Annotated in this window: 20 protein-coding genes, 1 tRNA gene and 1 pseudogene; 5 read left to right on the top strand and 17 right to left on the bottom strand. The window is 60.9% G+C overall.

The features are described from left to right. Nucleotides 1–54 precede the first annotated feature (54 nt). The 10 genes from AWH62_RS15785 to aroA form a co-directional block, all read right to left on the bottom strand. On the bottom strand, nucleotides 55–339 hold the full coding sequence (locus AWH62_RS15785) for a BrnA antitoxin family protein (protein ID WP_075191449.1): 285 nt from the start codon (nucleotides 337–339) through the stop codon (nucleotides 55–57). Further along, nucleotides 311–595: a BrnT family toxin gene (locus AWH62_RS15780; protein ID WP_075191448.1), complete on the bottom strand. Its 285-nt coding sequence runs from the start codon at nucleotides 593–595 to the stop codon at nucleotides 311–313. Before AWH62_RS15780 ends, AWH62_RS15785 begins: the two co-directional genes overlap by 29 nt. Before the next feature lie 58 nt (nucleotides 596–653). Continuing rightward, a complete protein-coding gene (gene trpB / locus AWH62_RS15775) occupies nucleotides 654–1,886 on the bottom strand; it encodes a tryptophan synthase subunit beta (protein WP_075191447.1) in 1,233 nt (410 codons plus the stop codon). 28 nt (nucleotides 1,887–1,914) lie between these two features. Then, nucleotides 1,915–2,550 (bottom strand): phosphoribosylanthranilate isomerase, encoded by a 636-nt coding sequence (locus AWH62_RS15770; protein ID WP_075191446.1) that lies wholly within the window; start codon nucleotides 2,548–2,550, stop codon nucleotides 1,915–1,917. Between the two features lie 121 nt (nucleotides 2,551–2,671). After that, complete coding sequence (locus AWH62_RS15765; protein WP_075191445.1) at nucleotides 2,672–3,628, bottom strand: LysR substrate-binding domain-containing protein; 957 nt, start codon at nucleotides 3,626–3,628, stop codon at nucleotides 2,672–2,674. Nucleotides 3,629–3,788: 160 nt separating this feature from the next. Then, complete coding sequence (locus AWH62_RS15760) at nucleotides 3,789–4,580, bottom strand: putative metalloprotease CJM1_0395 family protein (RefSeq protein WP_198928915.1); 792 nt, start codon at nucleotides 4,578–4,580, stop codon at nucleotides 3,789–3,791. Between the two features lie 88 nt (nucleotides 4,581–4,668). After that, nucleotides 4,669–4,974, bottom strand: coding sequence for an integration host factor subunit beta (locus AWH62_RS15755; protein ID WP_075191443.1), 306 nt, complete (start codon nucleotides 4,972–4,974; stop codon nucleotides 4,669–4,671). A gap of 139 nt (nucleotides 4,975–5,113) precedes the next feature. Beyond that, nucleotides 5,114–6,865, bottom strand: coding sequence for a 30S ribosomal protein S1 (gene rpsA / locus AWH62_RS15750; protein WP_304441960.1), 1,752 nt, complete (start codon nucleotides 6,863–6,865; stop codon nucleotides 5,114–5,116). A 131-nt stretch (nucleotides 6,866–6,996) separates the two neighbouring features. Beyond that, nucleotides 6,997–7,623 carry a (d)CMP kinase gene (cmk, locus tag AWH62_RS15745; protein ID WP_075191441.1) on the bottom strand — a complete coding sequence of 209 codons (627 nt, stop codon included), beginning with the start codon at nucleotides 7,621–7,623 and terminating at the stop codon, nucleotides 6,997–6,999. Further along, nucleotides 7,620–8,963, bottom strand: coding sequence for a 3-phosphoshikimate 1-carboxyvinyltransferase (gene aroA, locus AWH62_RS15740; RefSeq protein WP_075191440.1), 1,344 nt, complete (start codon nucleotides 8,961–8,963; stop codon nucleotides 7,620–7,622). Before aroA ends, cmk begins: the two co-directional genes overlap by 4 nt. Before the next feature lie 111 nt (nucleotides 8,964–9,074). Here aroA and AWH62_RS15735 point away from each other — a divergent pair, with 111 nt between their 5' ends. Further along, on the top strand, nucleotides 9,075–9,527 hold the full coding sequence (locus AWH62_RS15735; RefSeq protein ID WP_075191439.1) for a TIGR02300 family protein: 453 nt from the start codon (nucleotides 9,075–9,077) through the stop codon (nucleotides 9,525–9,527). 121 nt (nucleotides 9,528–9,648) lie between these two features. Then, nucleotides 9,649–9,724: transfer RNA gene (locus AWH62_RS15730), tRNA-Ala, on the top strand. A 493-nt stretch (nucleotides 9,725–10,217) separates the two neighbouring features. Here the strand turns inward: AWH62_RS15730 and AWH62_RS17275 are convergent. From AWH62_RS17275 to AWH62_RS17055, 5 genes and pseudogenes are all read right to left on the bottom strand, one after another. Beyond that, nucleotides 10,218–11,258, bottom strand: a pseudogene (locus AWH62_RS17275) (recombinase family protein); the annotation flags it as partial. Then, a complete protein-coding gene (locus AWH62_RS15720; RefSeq protein ID WP_075191438.1) occupies nucleotides 11,255–11,572 on the bottom strand; it encodes a hypothetical protein in 318 nt (105 codons plus the stop codon). The pseudogene AWH62_RS17275 and the gene AWH62_RS15720, both read right to left, overlap by 4 nt. Nucleotides 11,573–11,979: 407 nt before the next feature. Next, entirely contained in the window at nucleotides 11,980–12,315 is a 336-nt protein-coding gene (locus AWH62_RS15715) for a hypothetical protein (RefSeq protein ID WP_083635256.1), read from the bottom strand. 14 nt (nucleotides 12,316–12,329) lie between these two features. Further along, complete coding sequence (locus tag AWH62_RS15710; RefSeq protein ID WP_075191437.1) at nucleotides 12,330–13,946, bottom strand: type IV secretory system conjugative DNA transfer family protein; 1,617 nt, start codon at nucleotides 13,944–13,946, stop codon at nucleotides 12,330–12,332. Nucleotides 13,947–14,013: 67 nt separating this feature from the next. Beyond that, the gene (locus tag AWH62_RS17055; RefSeq protein ID WP_158025649.1) at nucleotides 14,014–14,151 is read right to left on the bottom strand and encodes a hypothetical protein; all 138 of its coding nucleotides are present in this window, start codon (nucleotides 14,149–14,151) and stop codon (nucleotides 14,014–14,016) included. 699 nt (nucleotides 14,152–14,850) lie between these two features. On the opposite strand from AWH62_RS17055, the gene AWH62_RS15700 reads away from it, so the two are divergent. Both AWH62_RS15700 and AWH62_RS15695 read left to right on the top strand, forming a co-directional pair. Continuing rightward, nucleotides 14,851–15,372 carry an antirestriction protein ArdA gene (locus AWH62_RS15700; protein ID WP_075191435.1) on the top strand — a complete coding sequence of 174 codons (522 nt, stop codon included), beginning with the start codon at nucleotides 14,851–14,853 and terminating at the stop codon, nucleotides 15,370–15,372. Between the two features lie 2 nt (nucleotides 15,373–15,374). After that, a complete protein-coding gene (locus tag AWH62_RS15695; protein ID WP_075191434.1) occupies nucleotides 15,375–15,680 on the top strand; it encodes a hypothetical protein in 306 nt (101 codons plus the stop codon). An 8-nt stretch (nucleotides 15,681–15,688) separates the two neighbouring features. Here AWH62_RS15695 and AWH62_RS15690 read toward each other — a convergent pair whose 3' ends face one another. Further along, nucleotides 15,689–16,273 (bottom strand): recombinase family protein, encoded by a 585-nt coding sequence (locus AWH62_RS15690; RefSeq protein ID WP_075191433.1) that lies wholly within the window; start codon nucleotides 16,271–16,273, stop codon nucleotides 15,689–15,691. Nucleotides 16,274–16,461: 188 nt separating this feature from the next. Between AWH62_RS15690 and AWH62_RS16905 the strand changes: the two genes are divergently transcribed. Further along, nucleotides 16,462–17,034: a hypothetical protein gene (locus AWH62_RS16905; protein WP_143743104.1), complete on the top strand. Its 573-nt coding sequence runs from the start codon at nucleotides 16,462–16,464 to the stop codon at nucleotides 17,032–17,034. Nucleotide 17,035: 1 nt separating this feature from the next. Here the strand turns inward: AWH62_RS16905 and AWH62_RS15680 are convergent, their stop codons facing one another. Further along, nucleotides 17,036–17,836, bottom strand: a complete 801-nt coding sequence (locus tag AWH62_RS15680) for a hypothetical protein (protein ID WP_075191431.1) — start codon at nucleotides 17,834–17,836, stop codon at nucleotides 17,036–17,038. Between the last annotated feature and the right edge of the window lie 195 nt (nucleotides 17,837–18,031).

The raw sequence follows: 18,031 nt of genomic DNA, 5'->3' as shown, positions 1-18,031 counted from the left end.
CGCGGCCGATTTTAGGCCCGGGTGTCTTGGCTGATAGCGTCTTCACGATAGCACTCAAGCCTGCTTCTTCTTCGCATCCACAAAGGCTCGCAGCACGGCATTCATGCGCGTCTGATAGCCTTTTCCGCTCTCCTTGAAGAAGGCAATGATGTCGTCGTCAAGGCGCAAGGTGACCTGTTTTTTCGTTACAGGCATGCGAAACTCGGCTCTAGCGAACCATGCCTCGTCCAACTCGGGGATGTCGGAATAGTCGATGTCCTCGTCGGGCATGTTCTCAATCTCGGCGATCCGTGCTTCGGAGACATGGATGTCACTGAGCTTCTTGCGGATAGTGGCCATGATAGAGCGCCCTTTCTTTCTTGTTGGCCCGCCTTGCCGAGATGAGGCGTGTGCGGCCCTGCCTGTCAGTATGAACGATGGCGACGATGGCGCGGCTTTTGATGAGTCCGATCGATATTTCGCGAAGTTCGCCATAGTCCATCCGGTCATCGACGATTGTGAAAACCGGTCCGTCAAAAGCCTGGATGGCTTCCTGGAAGCTCAGCTTGTGTTTGGCGATATTCGCCGCGTTCTTCGCCTCGTCCCATTCGAACATGGTCGATTGTAACTACAAATGTCACTACAATCAACCGCGCTGTAGAATGTGGCCCTGGCTACAACTCCACCCCCAGCATGCGCGCGACTTGCGGCACGTCCTTGTCGCCGCGGCCGCACATATTCATCAGGATGACGCCGTCGGGGCCCAGTTCTTTTGCGAGGTCGCGGACGCGGGCGAGGGCGTGGCTGGGTTCCAGGGCCGGGATGATGCCTTCCAGCTTGGTGCAGAGCTGGAACATCTCCATCGCCTCCTCATCAGTGGCGGAGACGTATTCGGCGCGTTTCATGTCGTGCAGGAAGGCGTGCTCCGGGCCGATGCCGGGATAGTCGAGGCCGGCAGAAATCGAGTGCGCGTCGATGATCTGGCCGTCATCATCCTGCAGGAGATAGGTCTTGTTGCCGTGCAGGATGCCCGGGCGGCCGCCTTTCAGCGAGGCGGCATGCTTGCCGGTCTCGACACCATGGCCGGCAGCCTCGACCCCGATCAGGCGAACCTCCTCATCCTCGATGAAGGGATGGAATAGCCCCATCGCGTTCGAGCCACCCCCAATGCAAGCCACACAGGCGTCCGGGAGGCGGCCCAGTCGGTCCATCATCTGGGCCCGGGCCTCGCGGCCGATGATCGACTGGAAGTCGCGGACCATGGCCGGATAGGGGTGCGGGCCGGCGACCGTGCCGATGACGTAGAAAGTGTCCGAGACATTGGTGACCCAGTCCCGCAGCGCCTCATTCATGGCGTCTTTCAGCGTGCCGGTTCCGGCGGTCACCGGGATCACCTCGGCGCCGAGCAGTTTCATGCGGAAGACGTTCGGCGCCTGCCGCTCGACATCGGTGGCGCCCATGAAGACAGTGCAGGGAATGCCGAAGCGTGCCGCCACCGTCGCCGTCGCCACACCATGCTGGCCGGCGCCTGTTTCGGCGATGATACGGGTCTTGCCCATGCGACGGGCCAGCAAGACCTGACCGAGGCAGTTATTGATCTTGTGGCTGCCGGTATGGTTCAGCTCGTCGCGCTTGAACCAGATCTTGGCGCCGCCGAAGTCCTCGGTCAGCCGCTCGGCGAAATAGATCGGGCTGGGCTTGCCGACATAGTCCTTCAGGAACAAGTCCATCTCGGCCTTGAACGCCGGGTCGAGCTTGGCCGCCTCATAGGCTTTTTCCAATTCGAGAATGTTCGGCATCAGCGTTTCGGCAACGAAACGACCGCCATAATCGCCAAAGCGGCCGTCCAGGTCGGGCCAGGCTGACAGCGCATTCGGTCGTGTGTCGGCAGAGACGGTTTCGCTCATGGCACGCTCCTGTGCGCTGGAAGGGGACTCAGCAGGCTGCCAGGGCAGCCGCGAAGTCGGCAATGCGCGCCGTGTCCTTGATGCCGGGCGCGCTTTCGATACCGGAGGAGACATCCACCGCCCCGGCTCCGGCAGCCGCGACAGCGGCGCAGACATTGGTGACATCAAGCCCGCCGGACAAGAGCCAGGGCACGGAAATCTGCAGCGATTTCAGCAAAGCATAATCATAGCCATGACCCAGCCCGCCCGGCCGATCGGCACCGGCCGGCGGTTTGGCGTCAAAAAGCAACATGTCGGCGACACGGTCATAGGCTTTGGCCGCCGCCAGATCGCTGGCTTCGGCCACCGGCAAGGCCTTGATAATGCCCCGCTTTGCATAAGCCCGGGCCTGGATGACGCGTTGCGGACTTTCCGAGCCGTGCAGTTGGATCCAGTCCGGCCGCATGGCGTCGCGAATCTGGGCCAGCAGGTCGTCATCCGGATTGACGGTGACGGCCACGGTCTCGCTCGATTGGGTCAGGTGACACAGCTCTCCGGCCAGAGCGGGCGAGACATGCCGCGGGCTTTTCGGGAAAATCACATACCCTGTCCAGCGCGCTCCGGCCCGTTCGGCCGCCGCGACATCCCGTCCGGTTTTCAATCCGCAGAACTTGATATCGGTCATGGGCGGAGCGTTAGCGGTTTCAAGGGCGCGGGGGAAGTCTTCTGTGAAGCGAGGCCAGGGCACCTGTCCTATGGCGACGTACGCGCTTCGCGCGATGATCGGGCCTCAGCCGGCATATCTCTTAGGGCTGACCATTCACCACCGCCTTCCCCGCCTCGGGGAAAGCCGGTTCGGAGCGGTTGAGGCAGAACGCCATGGGCTGGAACAGCATCCAGGCGATGAAGGCCTTGATCTTGGGTTCTCTGGCGCGGGTCGGATCGAAGACCATGTAATGGGCATCGTCCTGGTCGAGCTCGGCGTGGAAGGGCGCGACCAGGGCGCCTGACGCGATCTGCTCGGCGAAATAGATTGGCGAGACCATGGTCGCGGCATCGCCCGAAGCGATCGCGGCGGAGACTTCCATGGTCTGGGTCTCCAGTTCGAGCGCGGGGCGTTCGGGCAGGCGTGACGCGTCGCCACCGGCCAGGGTGAACCAGGCCCGCCACCAGCCCATCGGGCCAAACAGGCGCAGTTTCAAAAGGTCTTCTGGCTGATTGAAGGGACCAAAACGCTCGGCGGCCGCCCGCGAGACCAGTGGCGCCGTGGTGTCACCGAACAGGCGGCGGGCCTCGAGGCCCGGCCATTCGCCCTTGCCGATGCGGATGCCGATATCGGCCTCGCCGGCCTTGATGTCGACCAGGTCGGAGCGGCTGTCGATGCGCACGGCCAATTGCGGGTTCTCAAGCTGGAAAGCGCCGATGCGCGGGACCAGCCAGTTCGAGCAGAAAGTGGGCAGGGCGGTGACCGAGAGCACGCTGTCGCGATCCTCGCGGACATCACGGAAGGTGCGCTCCAGCAAGCGGAAAGCATCCGAAGTGCCGCGCGCCAGCCGGGCGCCGCGCGGGGTCAGTTCGACATGGCGGGCCTTGCGTTCGAACAGGGCAAAGCCGAGCCGGTCTTCCAGCAGCTTGACCTGATAGCTGACTGCGGCCTGGGTCATGCCGAGGGTCTCGCCGGTGCGCGTAAAATTGCCCAGCCGGGCCGCCGTCTCGAAGACGCGGATGGCATTGATCGGTGGGAGGTTTGGCGCTGCACTCATCAGTATTACTTATGTCAGACCCCTGAGAACGCGTTGGTCAGTGCCACGATGTGGCCCCTATATCAAGTCATCGCTTGAAATGGAGGCGACCATGACATTGACCGAATTGATGATTGAAACAACTGAGCCACGGCTCGTGAGCGCGGTCATTCCGCGGCATTCAGGGCGCCGCGACTGGTTGGGCTGGATGGTTCGGCGCTTTGCCTGGCTGGACGGCCATGCCGATTGGAACCGCAAGGTCTGACGCGCAGACCTGCCCCCTGAATACGGCCGATGCCTGATGCCGATAGGCATTGGCCGCATAGGCGGTGAGGTCGGTCGGCGCCGTTGATGCCGATGACGTTGCCGATTGCGTATCAGCCTGTCGCATTTCCGCGATCTGCTGGTTCAGCGAGGGTTGCAGCTTCTCCCCAGGCGCTGCGGTCTCGCCCTCACCGCCTGCTTCGCCGCGTTGGCGACTGAGCTCGGCGCGCGCTTGGGCGATCTTGGAGTCGGCCAGCGCGGCGACTTTGCGATCCTGGCCCGAGGGTTCGACCGGCGCCAGCGCGGCGGCCTTGACCTGCTGCATCTTGTCGATCGTGGCCTGCGGGGCGCCCCGGATCTCGCTGGCATCGATGGGGACTTCGCCACCGACGGCGTAGGCGCGGCCGTCCGGGCCTTTCTGGAAGGTGTAGCTGGCGGCGCCGGCATATTGCCCGCCGACGGCCTGGTGTGCCCGTTCATGAGCCCGGACTTCGCGATCACGCGCCTTCAGCGCGTCGACCTGTTTGTGCTCATTGTCGGACAGCGCGTCTGGGGCCGTTGCCTTGGCGCCGCCGCTACAGCCACCGCACGCCGCACTGCCGCACGACCCGCAGGCCGTCAGCCGGTTGGTTTGCTCGGTGGCAATCGTCCTTGCGGCCCGGGCAATGGCCGGGGTCGAGACGACAGAGGACACAGAAGACGCGATCATCCCCGCGATCATCGCGGAGGCGCATTAAACGCTCGTAAAGGGAAACGGTAAAACGCCCGCGGATGCCAGTCCTGCCAGGCGATTTCCGTCAGGCGATTTCGGGGTTGCTCTCGCGCGAGGCATCGACGCGTTCGCGCAATTCCTTGCCGGTCTTGAAGAAGGGAACGTGCTTTTCCTTTACCGCGACACTTTCGCCGGTGCGCGGGTTGCGACCGACCCGGGAGGGACGGTGGCGGACTGAAAAGGCACCAAATCCGCGAAGCTCGACACGGTCTCCCTCAGCCAAGGCGTCAGTGACACCATCGAGGATGGTATTGACGACGCGCTCCACATCGCGGTGATAAAGATGGGGATTGGCCTCGGCCAATTTGTCGATCAATTCCGACTTGATCATGCTAACCCTCCGCGAGTGAATATCGAATTCTTACGTCTGGCGTCCGCGCCGTCAATCCACACCGATAATATTGGTCAATAAAAAACGGCCGGAGCGTGGGCTCCGGCCGTTCTTCATGACCCGTAGGGCAAGACAAATCCTAGCTGTCGGACTTGTCTTCGTTCTCGCGCAGGGCGGCGCCGAGGATGTCGCCCAGCGAAGCGCCGGCATCCGAGGAACCATACTGCTCGACAGCTTCACGCTCTTCGGAGATCTCGAGTGCCTTGATGGAAAGCGAGATGCGGCGCGTGCCCTTGTCGATATTGGTGATGCGTGCATCGACCTTTTCGCCAACCGCAAAACGTTCCGGACGCTGCTCGCCGCGATCGCGGGACAGGTCGGACTTGCGGATGAAGGCTTTGACCGGGCTGTCATCGCCGAAGGACACTTCGATGCCGCCCGACGTCACTTCCGTGACGGTGCAGGTGACGGTGTCGCCGCGGCCAACGCCGGATGAATCCATCGGATCACCGGCCAGCTGCTTGATGCCCAGGGAGACGCGTTCCTTCTCGACGTCGACATCGAGAACCTTGGCGTCAACCATGTCGCCCTTCTTGAAACCTTCGATGGCCTGCTCGCCCGACTGATCCCAGGAAATGTCGGAGAGGTGGACCATGCCGTCGATATCGCCTTCAAGGCCAACGAACAGACCGAATTCGGTGATGTTCTTGATCTCGCCCTGGATGGCGGTACCGGACGGGAAGTTCTCGGCGAAGACTTCCCACGGATTGCGCTGGGTCTGCTTGACGCCCAGCGAGATGCGGCGCTTGTCGGCGTCGACATCGAGGACCATGACCTGGACTTCCTGGGAGGTCGACAGGATCTTGCCCGGGTGGACGTTCTTCTTGGTCCAGGACATTTCGGAGACGTGGACGAGGCCTTCAACGCCCTCTTCCAGTTCCACAAAGGCACCGTATTCCGCGATATTGGTGACGCGGCCTTCGAAGGTCGCACCCACCGGGTATTTCGCAGCGACGCCTTCCCACGGATCGGACATGAGTTGCTTCATGCCGAGCGAGATGCGCTGGGTTTCCTTGTTGATCTTGATGATCTGGACTTTGACCGTCTGGCCGACTTCCACCACTTCAGACGGGTGGCCGACGCGGCTCCACGACATGTCGGTGACGTGCAGCAGGCCGTCAATGCCGCCAAGGTCAACGAAGGCACCGTAATCGGTGATGTTCTTGACGACGCCGTCGCGGGCTTCGCCCTCGGCCAGCTGGCCGACGAGTTCAGCGCGCTGCTCGGCACGGCTTTCTTCCAGAACGGCGCGGCGCGAGACCACGATATTGCCGCGCGGGCGGTCCATTTTCAGGATCGCGAACGGCTGTTCCTGGTTCATCAGCGGGCCGACATCGCGGACCGGACGGATATCAACCTGGGAACCCGGCAGGAAGGCGGAGGCGCCACCCAGATCCACAGTGAAACCACCCTTGACGCGACCGACGATGGCACCATTGACCGGGTCCTTCTTGTCGAAGGACTTCTCAAGACGATCCCAGCTCTCTTCGCGGCGTGCTTTGTCGCGCGAAAGGATGGCGTCGCCGAGGGCGTTTTCGATGCGCTCGAGGTAAACCTCGACATGGTCACCCACTTTGGGGGTTTCAGAGCCCGGACCGGTGAATTCGCGCAGCGGGATACGGCCTTCGGTCTTGAGGCCGACATCGACAACCACATCGCCATTTTCGACTGCGGTTACGGTGCCCTTGATGACCTGGCCTTCAGCCAGATCGCGCCCAGCCAGGCTGGCTTCCAGCATGGCGGCGAAATCATCGGTCGACGGGGTAAGAGATTCTGTAGACATGTTAAAGGGTTGCTCCGATGCGACGAGGTTCGATCTGGTCGTGTGTATCTCGTCGCTTGGCCGGGTTCGGCCGGTTGGAATTTGAACATTGTGGGCGCCCGCAACGGGTCCGTGGCCTGCAGGGTCACGGTATCCGTCGTCAGAACACCCGGCTATCTGCTGCCTTGCTATCGACAGGATCACGCCTTTTGGCGCTTTTCCACAATTGAGACGGCTTGGGCAACGGCCGCGTCTATACTCAAGGATGACGTGTCTAGCAAGGTCGCGTCGTCGGCGGGGCGCATCGGGGCGTCGGCCCGTTCGGCATCGCGCCGGTCCCGTTCGCGGGTCTGGGCGAGCATTTCGCCGAGACTGATCGTCTCGCCACAGGCGGTCAGTTCTTCCCAGCGCCGCCTGGCGCGGGTGCTGCTATCGGCGGTCACATAAAGTTTCACGTCGGCGTCCGGGCAGATCACGGTGCCGATATCGCGGCCGTCGAGGACAGCGCCGCCTGGCTGGGTGGCGAAATCACGTTGCAGCTCGAAAAGCGCATTGCGAACACCGGTGAGGACCGCGATGCGCGACGCCATGGCACCGGCTTCGGCGGTCCGGATGCGGACTTCGTCGATTTCCGCGATCTTCAACGAACGCGCGGCCCTGGCACAGGCTTGTTCGTCCGACGGATCGATGCCGGCATCCAGCACCGCCACCCCGGTCGCCCGGTAGAGTGAGCCGGTGTCGAGATGGGGCAGGCCGAACCGCGCCGCCAGGGCGCGGGCAATCGTGCCCTTTCCGGACGCCATGGGACCATCGACCGCGATGATCATGCGATCGGTTCCAAGGTGCCGCCGAGGGTTTCGACATGGGTGAAAAAGTCGGGATAGCTGGTCGCGATCATGGCCACATCGTCGACCGATGACGGTGTCTGGGCGCCAAGGCCGATCACCAGCCCGCTCATTGCCAGGCGGTGATCATGGTGGGTCAGCGTTGTGCCGCCGCCGGGCACGCCGCCGATACCCAGGCCGGTGACGGCCAGGCTGTCCTCGCCCTCTTCGACCGGAACGCCATTGGCGCGCAGCAGTGCGGCGCTGCCGGCAAGACGATCGCTCTCCTTGGCGCGCAATTCTTCCAGTCCCGGCATGTGGGTGACGCCATGAGCGAAGGCGGCAGCAACGCACAATACGGGATATTCATCGATCATCGACGGCGCCCGTTCGGCCGGTACGGTGATGCCGGAGAGCCGGCTGTGGCGGACACGGATATGCGTCGTTTTCTCGCCCGCCATGTCGGGGCCGGAGGTCAGCGTGATGTCGGCGCCCATCTCGCGCAGCGTGTCGATCAGCCCGGTGCGGGCTGGATTGTCCATCACGCCTTCCAGCGTGATGTCCGAGCCGGGCACAATCAGTGCCGCGACGATGGCAAATGCTGAGGAGGAGGGGTCGCCGGGCACGTCGACCGGGCAGGCGGTCAGGGTTTGCGGGCCGGTCAGTGAGACCGTGGTGGCGGCACCGTCGCGAACAACATCCAGCGCGACGCCAAACGCCCTGAGCATGGTTTCGGTGTGATCGCGGGTGATCTGCGGCTCGTGCACAATGGTGGTGCCGCTCGCGCCCAGGGCCGCCAGCAGGACGGCCGACTTCACCTGGGCCGAGGCGATCGGTGGGGTGTAGCGGATTGCCTTGAGCGGGCCGCCATCCAGCTGTGCCGGAAGTCGCCCGTCAGTCGTCGAGAAGCGGGCCCCCATCTCGCCGAGCGGATCGGTGACCCGTCGCATCGGACGCGAGGACAGGCTTTCATCGCCGATGAATTCGGCGCTGGCACCGGTTCCGGCCACTGCGCCCATCATCAGGCGGACGCCGGTCCCGGCATTGCCGAAATCGAGGGCCTCGGCCGGAGTCTGGAATCGCCCGCCCGTGCCGGTCACTTGCCAGCGTCCCGGGCCGAGATGCATGACCGTCGCGCCGAGTGCAGCTGCGGCCCGTCCGGAATTTATGACATCATCACTTTCGAGCAATCCGGTGATTTCGGTGACGCCGTTTGCCAGCCCGCCCAGAATGAAGGCGCGATGCGAAATCGACTTGTCTCCCGGGGCTTTGATGGTTCCGGACAGCGTCGTTGCAGGCTTCGCCCGCATGGCGCCCGCGGGGCGCGAAGAAATAGGGGTCATCAACGGATTGGCAAGGTTTGAGGTGACATGACGGCGATGAGGTTTTGACAGAGCGCGGTGATCGTGGCAACGGGTCCCGCCGAAATTGAAAACTGGTTATGTAGGGATGTCATGGCCAAGCCTGAATTGGGAAGCAAGCGCGCCTGCCCCAGCTGCAGCGCCAAATTCTACGATCTCGGACGCCGGCCGGCCCGCTGTCCGAAGTGTGGGAATGAGTTTGACCCGGAGCGCGAAGACCCGCGTCTGAAGGCCAAACTTGAAACCGTCGACGAGGATGACGCGCCGAAAAAGGTCGTCAAGAACGATGATGATGACGGGTATGGCGATGAGGCGGACGATACGCCGGAAGTCGATGCCGGCTCGGATGTACTCGTCAGCGACAATGATGATGATGACGATGATGACGCGTCCGGCCTGAGCGATGACCTGCCTGACGGGTTCGGTGAGGACGGCGTTGACGACGATGATGACGACGATGATGACGACGACACCGGCGTCCTCCTTGATGACGAGGATGATGAGGATTTCGGCGAGTTCAACATCGACAAGGACGAGGACCTCTAGGCCTCTGCTGTTGCGCTGCATTTGACGCGCAAAAGAGGCTTGATCCCGGTGAAAACCGGGACTAGGTTCCGCGCCTCTCGCCGAGGGCATGATCCTGATTGCCCACGGTGACCCGAGTTTCGGGGCCATAGCTCAGTTGGGAGAGCGCTTGCATGGCATGCAAGAGGTCGTCGGTTCGATTCCGTCTGGCTCCACCAAATCTAACCGGGACGCATCAAGTGCCCCGAACAGCCTGAACGGCAGCGCGATATCGGCGGTTGGATAGCCCGTTTCGCGGCAGTATTTAAGCTTCCCACCAAATGCCATTCTCAGCACCAATCTGCGCAGGTCCAGCGACCCGTTTTCCCATATTTTCAAGGGGTTTGCGAGGAAGGCACAGGCGGTTCGATAAACCTCATCAAAGCTGTGGTGCGGGCCGTTATGGCCACGCTGTGCCTGATCGCGCAGCACTGCCTTTTCCTCTTCCATCTTTCTAATCTTCGCCTCGTAGGCCGAAATCAGCGTGGGGTTATCTGCCTCAACTAGCCGGTCCATCATCTGGTCCGTCTTTCTCTCCAGACTGGCCAAATCGGCGCTCGCCCGGGCACGGCGGGTGGATGCCGCTTTCAGCCGCATATCCCATGTCTTTGAAAGCATGGCGCGCGCGAGATCGAAGAGTTTGGGCGACGGCGTCATCGTGCGCAGCAGTTCGACGAACTCGCCCTCGATCTTCTCACCCCGGATGGATTTGCGGTTCTGCGAGCAGGCTTTCTGCTGGCAGAAGTAGTACGGATAAGACGCCGAGCGCCCGCGCGAAAATCCGGCGGTCATGGCCTGCCCGCATTCGGCACACTGGATAAAGCCCCGTAGCGGGAAGCTTTCATTGAGATCCTTGCGGGCCGGGGCATTCGCGCCGCGCTCAAGACGGTCCTGCACACGCTTCCACGTTTCCACCGACACCAACGGCTGGTGATTGCCCTGCTGGAGACGCCCGCCCCATTTTTCGATACGGATCAGCCCCGCATAAAGCGGACGGCGCAGCATGTTGGTGACAAGGCTCATATTGACCTTTCCCCGCATGTTTTTCGGGGTGGAAGGCTGCGCCGTCATATAGCGCTGCACCTCGACGGGAGCCTGAAACACGCCGCAGGCGAATTTCTCCAGACACTCGCGCACAATGGAGGCGTTAGGCTCGTCCGGCACGATCATGCTCGTGCCGTTCACATCGGCGTATTTGTAGCCAATGGGCGGGGAGAAGACGTAGCGGCCTGAATCCACGCAAGCCGTCATCTTTTGGACGACTTGGCGCTTATTTTGTTGAAGCTCGAGATGTCCATGGGCAGCAACGACAGCCTCGATGAATTCTCCCTCCGGCGTCTCTTCGAAGCGAAAATTGAGGCATTCGGGCCGCGCGCCGCGCGCGGTGAATGCCCGCCGCAGGGCGAAGTGGAATTCCCGGTCGCGGGCGAAGCGCTTGAGATCGTCAAAGATGACAATGAAGTTTTCGTGGGGCTTCGCGTCGAGATAGGACAGCAGCGCCACCATGCCGGGGCGCTTCATAAAATCTCCGCCCCCAGACACATCGTCCGGGAAGACCGCTTCCACGTCATAACCGTGCTGGGCGGCATATTGGCGGCAGCGCAATTCCTGACTATCGAGGCCGTGGCCTTCTGTCTTTTGCTTGGTGCTCGACACCCGGCAATAGATCAATGCCGGTTGGCGGGGGCTGGGTTTCTCCTGTGCTGAGTTCATGATGTCTCCTTTCCTGCGGCCTTGGAGACGGCGGCAGCGTTGAAGTTTCTGGTTGTCGGTTTGTCCTTACAGTTTACCGCATTTGAGGCCGGAATGGCGCCCTGGGCGCGCGTTTCCTCAATCCATCCACAGATCAGTTGGGTCGGCTCGATACCGAACCCGAAATCCGCAAACGCGCACATGATCGCCCACAGGGTTTGCAGCAGCTCGGTTTGCTGATCCTCGGTGAGGTCGAGGCCGTCGAGATAGGGCGCGAACTCGGAGAGGTCCACGTCGGGCGCATCCTGTGTCGGAAATTGAGTTTGACCGTCCATGGTGGCGTTCTCCTTTCTTTATATCATTCGCGCCGCGTTCCTCTTTCCAATTGAGAACAAAAGAAGAACAATATTGTCGATATTCACCGACCTGTAAAGGAATAAATTCCTGTTTCTTTTGGTTTATCCCCGCTCGCGCCCGAAATCCGCCTTGGCTCGACCTTCAAGGGAGCGAAAGGCATAGGCCTGATCGAGGCGCGACCGCGCCGCCTCCAGCCGCTCGCGCAGCTCAACAATCCGGCGTTCGCCTTCTTCGCGCACGCGGCGGTGGGATTCGGTTTCATCCGATCCGCCAGGCGTATGGTCTCGCTGGAGTTGAGGCTTTGGGCGGGCCGCCAGACGCGCATCAAGTTCGGCGCGCGTCGAAGGCGGACGGGGAGGCCCACAGGCTCCCCCGTCTCGGTCGCTCATTCGTCTCGGCTCCGATCACGATCCGCAACGGAGGGGCGCTCACCCTGCCGCTGCGCGTCCAACCGCTCAAGGGGCGAGCGAAGCACCACGCGGCCATCGACCGGGGTCGCCGAAAGGTCAATCGTATAGCCCTTCGCATCTTTGTGCCGGAATGCAGCTCCGATGCGGTTGAAGTGGCTGTTGCCATCAGCGTCCTCGCGCACGGAGAAGGCATGATGGGTCGGACGCTGAGACCGTTCCGGCTGAGATGTTTGTTGTTCGGGCTGCTTACCCTGTCTTTGGGCCGCGTTAGTTTCACGCCCAAGCTTCGCGCTGTCGGGTCCTTCGCTCATGGCAAAACTCCTCCCTATTTGGATGGGTAACCCTCGACATATCGCATGGCGCGTCCCTGAAACTGGGGGAAGTGGGCGATATGGCTTGGTGGAGCAATTGTGCAAACGCGCGCATCTCGCCGTCCAAACCGCGTTGCGATCTGCACACGATCAACCGGTGGATGGAAGGGGTGCCCTGCGTAGGCCCCGGCCAAATCTCGCCTGTCGAAATACCGCTTCCGGTCCCCCACAATCGGAAGCAGGTCCAAACCCGAGACGAAGAGGATTTGCTTGTTCTCGGGAAGATGGAGAATCTCGTCAGCGCTTAGAATGGGGCGCGCCTGTTTGGTGGCGTGCGTGCTGGCCATGCTTTGATACCGCAACTCTTCGCCTGCAGCGAAGGGGTCGCCGCCGTTCAGGGCATCCAGGATGATCCGCGTCTTGCGTCGCCGCGCGTCTTCCTGCCGAAGCGTATCGTCATATTCGAGCGTTCTCTGGCCCAACATGTCGGAGACCAATTTTGCGGTCTCATAGTCCCGCACGCCGAAGAACTGGCGGACTTGCGCGGAGCCAAGGAATGTCTGGATGGCGGCACGCCCATAGTTGCGCTCGATCTGACCGACATCTTGAAAGAAGGCCCAGACGCGCGTTCCGCCCCCGCGTGCGTAGGTATAGCTGCGCAGCAAGACATCAAAATTGCCCAACTGACCGGCTTCATCGATCACAAGGACAACCTTACGCGCTTGTGGCGCGCGGCTCTTGAGGATCATCGTCACTGTGAAGAAGATGCGCAGGACGGGCGAGAGGAGCCCGACATGTTCGGCCGGGATATTGAGGAAGACTTTGTGCGCAGGGCCGCAGCCGATCAGGCAGCTGAGATCGAAGTCGCCGCCGTCGAGCGACGCCCGCACCGCATCATCGTGCAGGAAACCGATGTTGGCGTAGATCTCCCCCATCACAGAGCCAAATTCACGCGGAGACTCCGTCTGCTTGGTCAGCATCTCGGCTGCGGTTTGCTGAACATGCTCAAACCGTGATTGGAGCATAAACTCGATCTGATCGGCCCAGGTATGCGGGTTGCCCTCAATCGACATGATGACACGATAGAGGTCCGGCATGCTGGTGCGTCCGAATTGTTCGACGCGGGCCGTCGCTATTGCGGTCAGGCAGTCTTGCGCACGAAGCTCGAAATAGCGGCTATTCGATGAAGCAGACGGCGGCACCCATCCCGCCATCACATCCCGGCAGTCTAGGTGGAATGACGGGTTGTCTAGGGTGAGAAAGGCGAAAGGGTTGCACGATCCCATCCGCAGGCCATGCATAGGGCGCGGACCCCAGCACCAAGCGGGCTCACCCATACGGCCGAGGTGATCAACGCTGATCGCCGCGATTTCGCCGCGCGGATCACAAATGAGCGCGGGCACTCCACGCAATCCGTTCAAAATGTTCCCGGCGATGACGGTTGTGAGTTTTCCTGAGCCCGCGCCAGCGAAGGTGATCAGTGGCGCGTCCGAGGCCAGGCGCAAAGCCTGTCGTTTGAAATAACCTAACTCCACCCCGCTAGGGCCGTTTAGCCCAGCACGTTGGATGTCTTCGCCGCTGGCGATATTGGCGCTTCCAAAGCGCAGCTCTGCCTCATCGAAATGGTCCATTTGGAACCCTCCCAATAAGAAAAAGGGAGGCGCGAGGCCTCCCTTGGAGTTGTGGACTTTGCTGCGATTAGCTGCAGCTGTTCAGGAGGAAGAGCAGCGAAATGCCACCCAGGATCAACCAGATCCAATCGTTGTCGTTATTGTTCTTCTTCGGATCCGGGACAGGTTCCCAAACGTCGATACGGCCACGATGACGAACTTTCATAACAGGTCTCCTTCGTTATTTAGGACATGCGAGCTGCGAGCAGGACTTGGGTAAGCCTCGAACCGGTCGCGAAGGCGGCGCGCGTAAGAGCGAAGACACCAACGGGCACGGCGACGGCCCAAACCAGCGTTGCTACGGTGGCTATCCAGGAGCCGTATTGCGCGGCCGCGAAGTCTTGGAGCAATCCCACCGAGGCGGTGTAGATCGGGCCGGTCGCCACGAAAGCGACAGAGCCAGCCAGAACGTACGAGAACAGGCTCGATGCCGAGGCCAACTCCCCGCGTCCCCGGCGTCTGGGGCGGTCAGAATAGTCTTTCATTGAAGGCCCTCCGATTGCGACACCGCCCGAATGGCGCTGTCTGAGCGGACCTTAGTTGTCCCTCTGGCGCTCAGCCGGGTAAGATCGGCAAAATTGTCGAATAGACTGGGCGTGAGCTAAGAAGTGACGGGCATCCGGGCGGGCTCTATGGCCGCGGGCCACCAAGTCCTGCACGGCGGGTCTTGGCCCATACGGGTGACGATCCCTGGTGCGAAGGCTTAGGGCTTTGCCCTCGGCGCGCTTCACCAAAAATAGACGGTCTCCCGAGGCGCGGGCCTGTGGCCCTGTGCCCGCCGTCGATTTTTGTCTCCGTTTGCACACCCATCCTCGCCGGAAGGCAGGGGTTGCATGCGCAACCCTTATCCAAAGGAGATTTGAAGATGGAGACGCAAAACTCGGAGATCAGAATCTATGTGGCTTGTCTGGCCGCCTACAATAATGGCTGGCTGCATGGGTGGTGGATCGACGCCACGCAGGAGCTTGAGGCGATTCAATTGGAAGTCGCCGACATGCTGGAAGCCTCACCGATCAGCGACTCCGAAGAATGGGCCATCCATGACTATGAGGGCTTCGAAGGCGCGCCGATCAGCGAGTATCAGGGCATCGAGAGCGTGGCCAATATGGCGGCGTTCATCGCCGAATATGGCGCGTTGGGCGGTAAGTTGATCGAGCATTATGGCGGGGATATGGACGACGCCCGCACGGCCATCGAAGAGCGCTATTTCGGGGAATATGCGCGGCTGGCCGACTTTGCCGAGGAATCCATTGAGAACGCCCACGACATCCCCGACGCCCTGCGCCCCTATATCGACTACGAGGCGATGGGGCGGGATTGGGAAATGTCTGACCTTCTGGTCATCGAAACCGGCTTCGAGCAAGTCCACATCTTCGGGAGCCATTAGAGATGGCTTACGAGGTCTGCCGTTTCACATGGCGCGGCATCGAGATCGAGGCCCGCTATAACCCCCACCATTTTGGCGACACCGCCCATCTGGAAATCCAGACGCTCTCACCGGAGAGGGAGCCGCTGCCGATCACCGGCACGGGTTATCGCTCGCATTTCCATCCGCGCGGCATGATCGATCTGCACAATGCAAAAAATCGCGGCGAGACCCTGATAGAGCATGTCACCGACTGGCTGGACGCTGAGGCCGCCAGGCCGGAATGGAAGAAGTTTGTCGAGGGGCGGCGGCAACTCCAATTGTTCTAGGTCCATTTCTAACCGGCGACCGCTCGCCACATTGTGGCGGGCGAGACGTCATAGCGCCGTGCGGTTGCAGCAATACTGGCCCCATTCCGCCGCACGGAGCGCGCCGCCGCGCTCACCTGACGCGCCGTCAGCTTACGCGGGCGGCCAGGCCGTTTCCCACGCTCCCGCGCGGCCTCCAGCCCGGCCAGCGTGTTCTCCCGAATGAGATCACGCTGAAACTCCGCCATGGCACTGAACATATGGAAGACCAGCTTGCCGCCGATGGTCTGCGTGTTGATCCCCTCGCTGAGCGAGCACAGATGAAGGCCGCGTTCCTCGAACACGCGCAGCAGCTCCGCCAGATGCGCGACCGAGCGGCCCAGCCGGTCGAGCTTGTAAATCACCAGCGCATCACCTTCGCGCAAACACGCCAGCGCCTGATCCAGCCCCGGGCGGCGCGCCTTTGCGCCCGACACACCATGGTCTTCAAATACCCGCTCGCACCCCGCGCGACGCAGCGCATCGTGCTGGAGATCAAGTTTCTGGGACTTGGTGGAAACCCGCGCATAGCCGATCAAACGGCCAGAGGGGGCAATCTGCGGTCCGAACATCATGGTGGCCCTCCCGAAGAAATCCTAACCCGTTCAAAAACGATGGGTTTTGAAATCCGGCCATTTCGGCCTCCCTCGGTGCCGCGTGGGCGCACAATGCCCTGAGATTCCGTCATTTTCAATATTGAATGAAGCATATCGCATCACTATTTCAGAAATGATCGTTTTTGCAAGACGCAGAATTGCGAACATTGAATCTGCATCGCAATTTTCTTGCGTATTTGCGCAATCAATGCTATGGTTTGCGCAAATATAATTACATGAATATTAGTGTGATGAGTGCATTTGGAAGATTGAGACAGGGATTTACGGCGGTAGCAGTGGCTTCAGCCGCATTTGCCGCGCCTGCCTGCGCGCAGGAAGATCACGGAAGATCAAGCGCCGAGCCACAGGCTACCCAAGTGGCATTGGTGGAAAGCTCCGCGATCTCGCACAATGTTGCAATTTCAAGTGACGCACACTTTGAGGCTGACGCATGGGTGGTGGATCACAGAGACCGCTTGGCAGTCGCGGTTCGCATCGGAGCAGACACGCTGGTTGCCGCTGAGCGAGTCGAGGAAGTGCTTAGAGATGACTTCGCGAACAATGGTATTCACAATGTGAGGTTCTTTTTTGAGCGCGGCGGCGCTGGCGAAACGGGTGTTTCATATCATTCTGACATCTATGTCTCTGACCCATACCCACTTGCTACCGCGCGTGACCACGTTGCAGCGATGGCGAACAGGGTCAGATTTGACCAACAGCTCGCCTCAAACATGAACTAACTTATCCGAAGGAATTGGCGCCTGCCTCCAGTGATGCCTGTTGCGTCACGTTGTCATTGCGGGAGTCTGTTTCACGTTCAATTTCGTTGACATTCTCGCCGTCTCGGGCTGCTTCCTGCGCCGCCTGTCGGATTTCGTTTCCAGTCGCGGTCGCCGCAAATTTCTCGTCAATCGTGCGTTGTTCTTCTGGCGTTAAGTTCGGATCAGAACGGCGTTCAATGTACGCGCGTGCTTCGCGCTCTTGGTGGCGGGCAAGCGCCCATTCGGCATACTCGCTCATTTCAGGATCATTCGCGTATTCAGGTCTGATCTGGCCGGTTTCAGGATCGATGATCTGTTCGATCAATTCATCGGTCAATCGCTCGCGGTAATCTTCAATACTCTCGCCTGGCCGGCGCTCCGGGATATCGTCGGCATCCATGACCCGCAGCGCGATTTCCTCGCGCCATGCGTCGCCAAATCGAGCTTCAAAAACGTCTTCAAGCGCGGCGGCATCGGCCGCTCGGCGATCCGCGAACTCCTGCGCACTGTTGAGGGTGTCTAGCAACACTGCCCGGTCGGTACGCTCCTTGCGCTCCTTTTCCCCGTCTCTGGCTGTGTCCTCGGCGATCTGGCGGGCAGCGCCCGGGCCGCGAGATAGCTCACCCGCGTCCGCCGACGCGCCGGATAATTGGCGTTGGAAGGCCTGTTGGCCCTCAATTTCCTGCGCGTCTTTTTGACGGCGCATGGCGGATTCAGCCGCATCCGGGTCATAGCCCGGACGCGTTGCGTCATTGAATTCTTTTGAGTACCCCAGAGACATTGCTCACACCCTATTTATTGTCGTTCGAAGTCTTTGCTTCGTTAGTGCTTTTATGGTACACAGAAATACTTGGTAAGCGCTTAATTTTGCACGGCATTTTAGTAAAATTGTATCTATTTCATTCGTCCCCATAGTATGATCGTCGTATGATTTGCATCATACTTTCGACATATGGTATTCTTATGGGGAAGGAGA

This window comes from Maricaulis sp. W15 (assembly GCF_001924955.1).
GTDB classification, from domain to species: Bacteria; Pseudomonadota; Alphaproteobacteria; order Caulobacterales; family Maricaulaceae; genus Maricaulis; species Maricaulis maris.
The sequence above is the reverse complement of the archived record's forward strand: the minus strand, read 5'-3'. Positions and strand labels throughout refer to the sequence as shown.

Bases quoted from the DNA above. Each gene is read 5' to 3' on its own strand.
- AWH62_RS15755 (WP_075191443.1), bottom strand. From the start codon at position 4,974: ATGATCAAGTCGGAATTGATCGACAAATTGGCCGAGGCCAATCCCCAT.
- AWH62_RS15770 (WP_075191446.1), bottom strand. From the start codon at position 2,550: ATGACCGATATCAAGTTCTGCGGATTGAAAACCGGACGGGATGTCGCG.
- AWH62_RS15680 (WP_075191431.1), bottom strand. From the start codon at position 17,836: ATGTCTCTGGGGTACTCAAAAGAATTCAATGACGCAACGCGTCCGGGC.
- AWH62_RS15710 (WP_075191437.1), bottom strand. From the start codon at position 13,946: ATGGACCATTTCGATGAGGCAGAGCTGCGCTTTGGAAGCGCCAATATC.
- AWH62_RS15715 (WP_083635256.1), bottom strand. From the start codon at position 12,315: ATGAGCGAAGGACCCGACAGCGCGAAGCTTGGGCGTGAAACTAACGCG.
- AWH62_RS15700 (WP_075191435.1), top strand. From the start codon at position 14,851: ATGGAGACGCAAAACTCGGAGATCAGAATCTATGTGGCTTGTCTGGCC.
- AWH62_RS15720 (WP_075191438.1), bottom strand. From the start codon at position 11,572: ATGGACGGTCAAACTCAATTTCCGACACAGGATGCGCCCGACGTGGAC.
- aroA (WP_075191440.1), bottom strand. From the start codon at position 8,963: ATGACCCCTATTTCTTCGCGCCCCGCGGGCGCCATGCGGGCGAAGCCT.
- AWH62_RS15690 (WP_075191433.1), bottom strand. From the start codon at position 16,273: ATGATGTTCGGACCGCAGATTGCCCCCTCTGGCCGTTTGATCGGCTAT.
- trpB (WP_075191447.1), bottom strand. From the start codon at position 1,886: ATGAGCGAAACCGTCTCTGCCGACACACGACCGAATGCGCTGTCAGCC.
- AWH62_RS17055 (WP_158025649.1), bottom strand. From the start codon at position 14,151: ATGAAAGTTCGTCATCGTGGCCGTATCGACGTTTGGGAACCTGTCCCG.
- AWH62_RS15785 (WP_075191449.1), bottom strand. From the start codon at position 339: ATGGCCACTATCCGCAAGAAGCTCAGTGACATCCATGTCTCCGAAGCA.
- AWH62_RS15780 (WP_075191448.1), bottom strand. From the start codon at position 595: ATGTTCGAATGGGACGAGGCGAAGAACGCGGCGAATATCGCCAAACAC.
- AWH62_RS15765 (WP_075191445.1), bottom strand. From the start codon at position 3,628: ATGAGTGCAGCGCCAAACCTCCCACCGATCAATGCCATCCGCGTCTTC.
- cmk (WP_075191441.1), bottom strand. From the start codon at position 7,623: ATGATCATCGCGGTCGATGGTCCCATGGCGTCCGGAAAGGGCACGATT.
- AWH62_RS15735 (WP_075191439.1), top strand. From the start codon at position 9,075: ATGGCCAAGCCTGAATTGGGAAGCAAGCGCGCCTGCCCCAGCTGCAGC.
- AWH62_RS15760 (WP_198928915.1), bottom strand. From the start codon at position 4,580: ATGATCGCGTCTTCTGTGTCCTCTGTCGTCTCGACCCCGGCCATTGCC.
- AWH62_RS15695 (WP_075191434.1), top strand. From the start codon at position 15,375: ATGGCTTACGAGGTCTGCCGTTTCACATGGCGCGGCATCGAGATCGAG.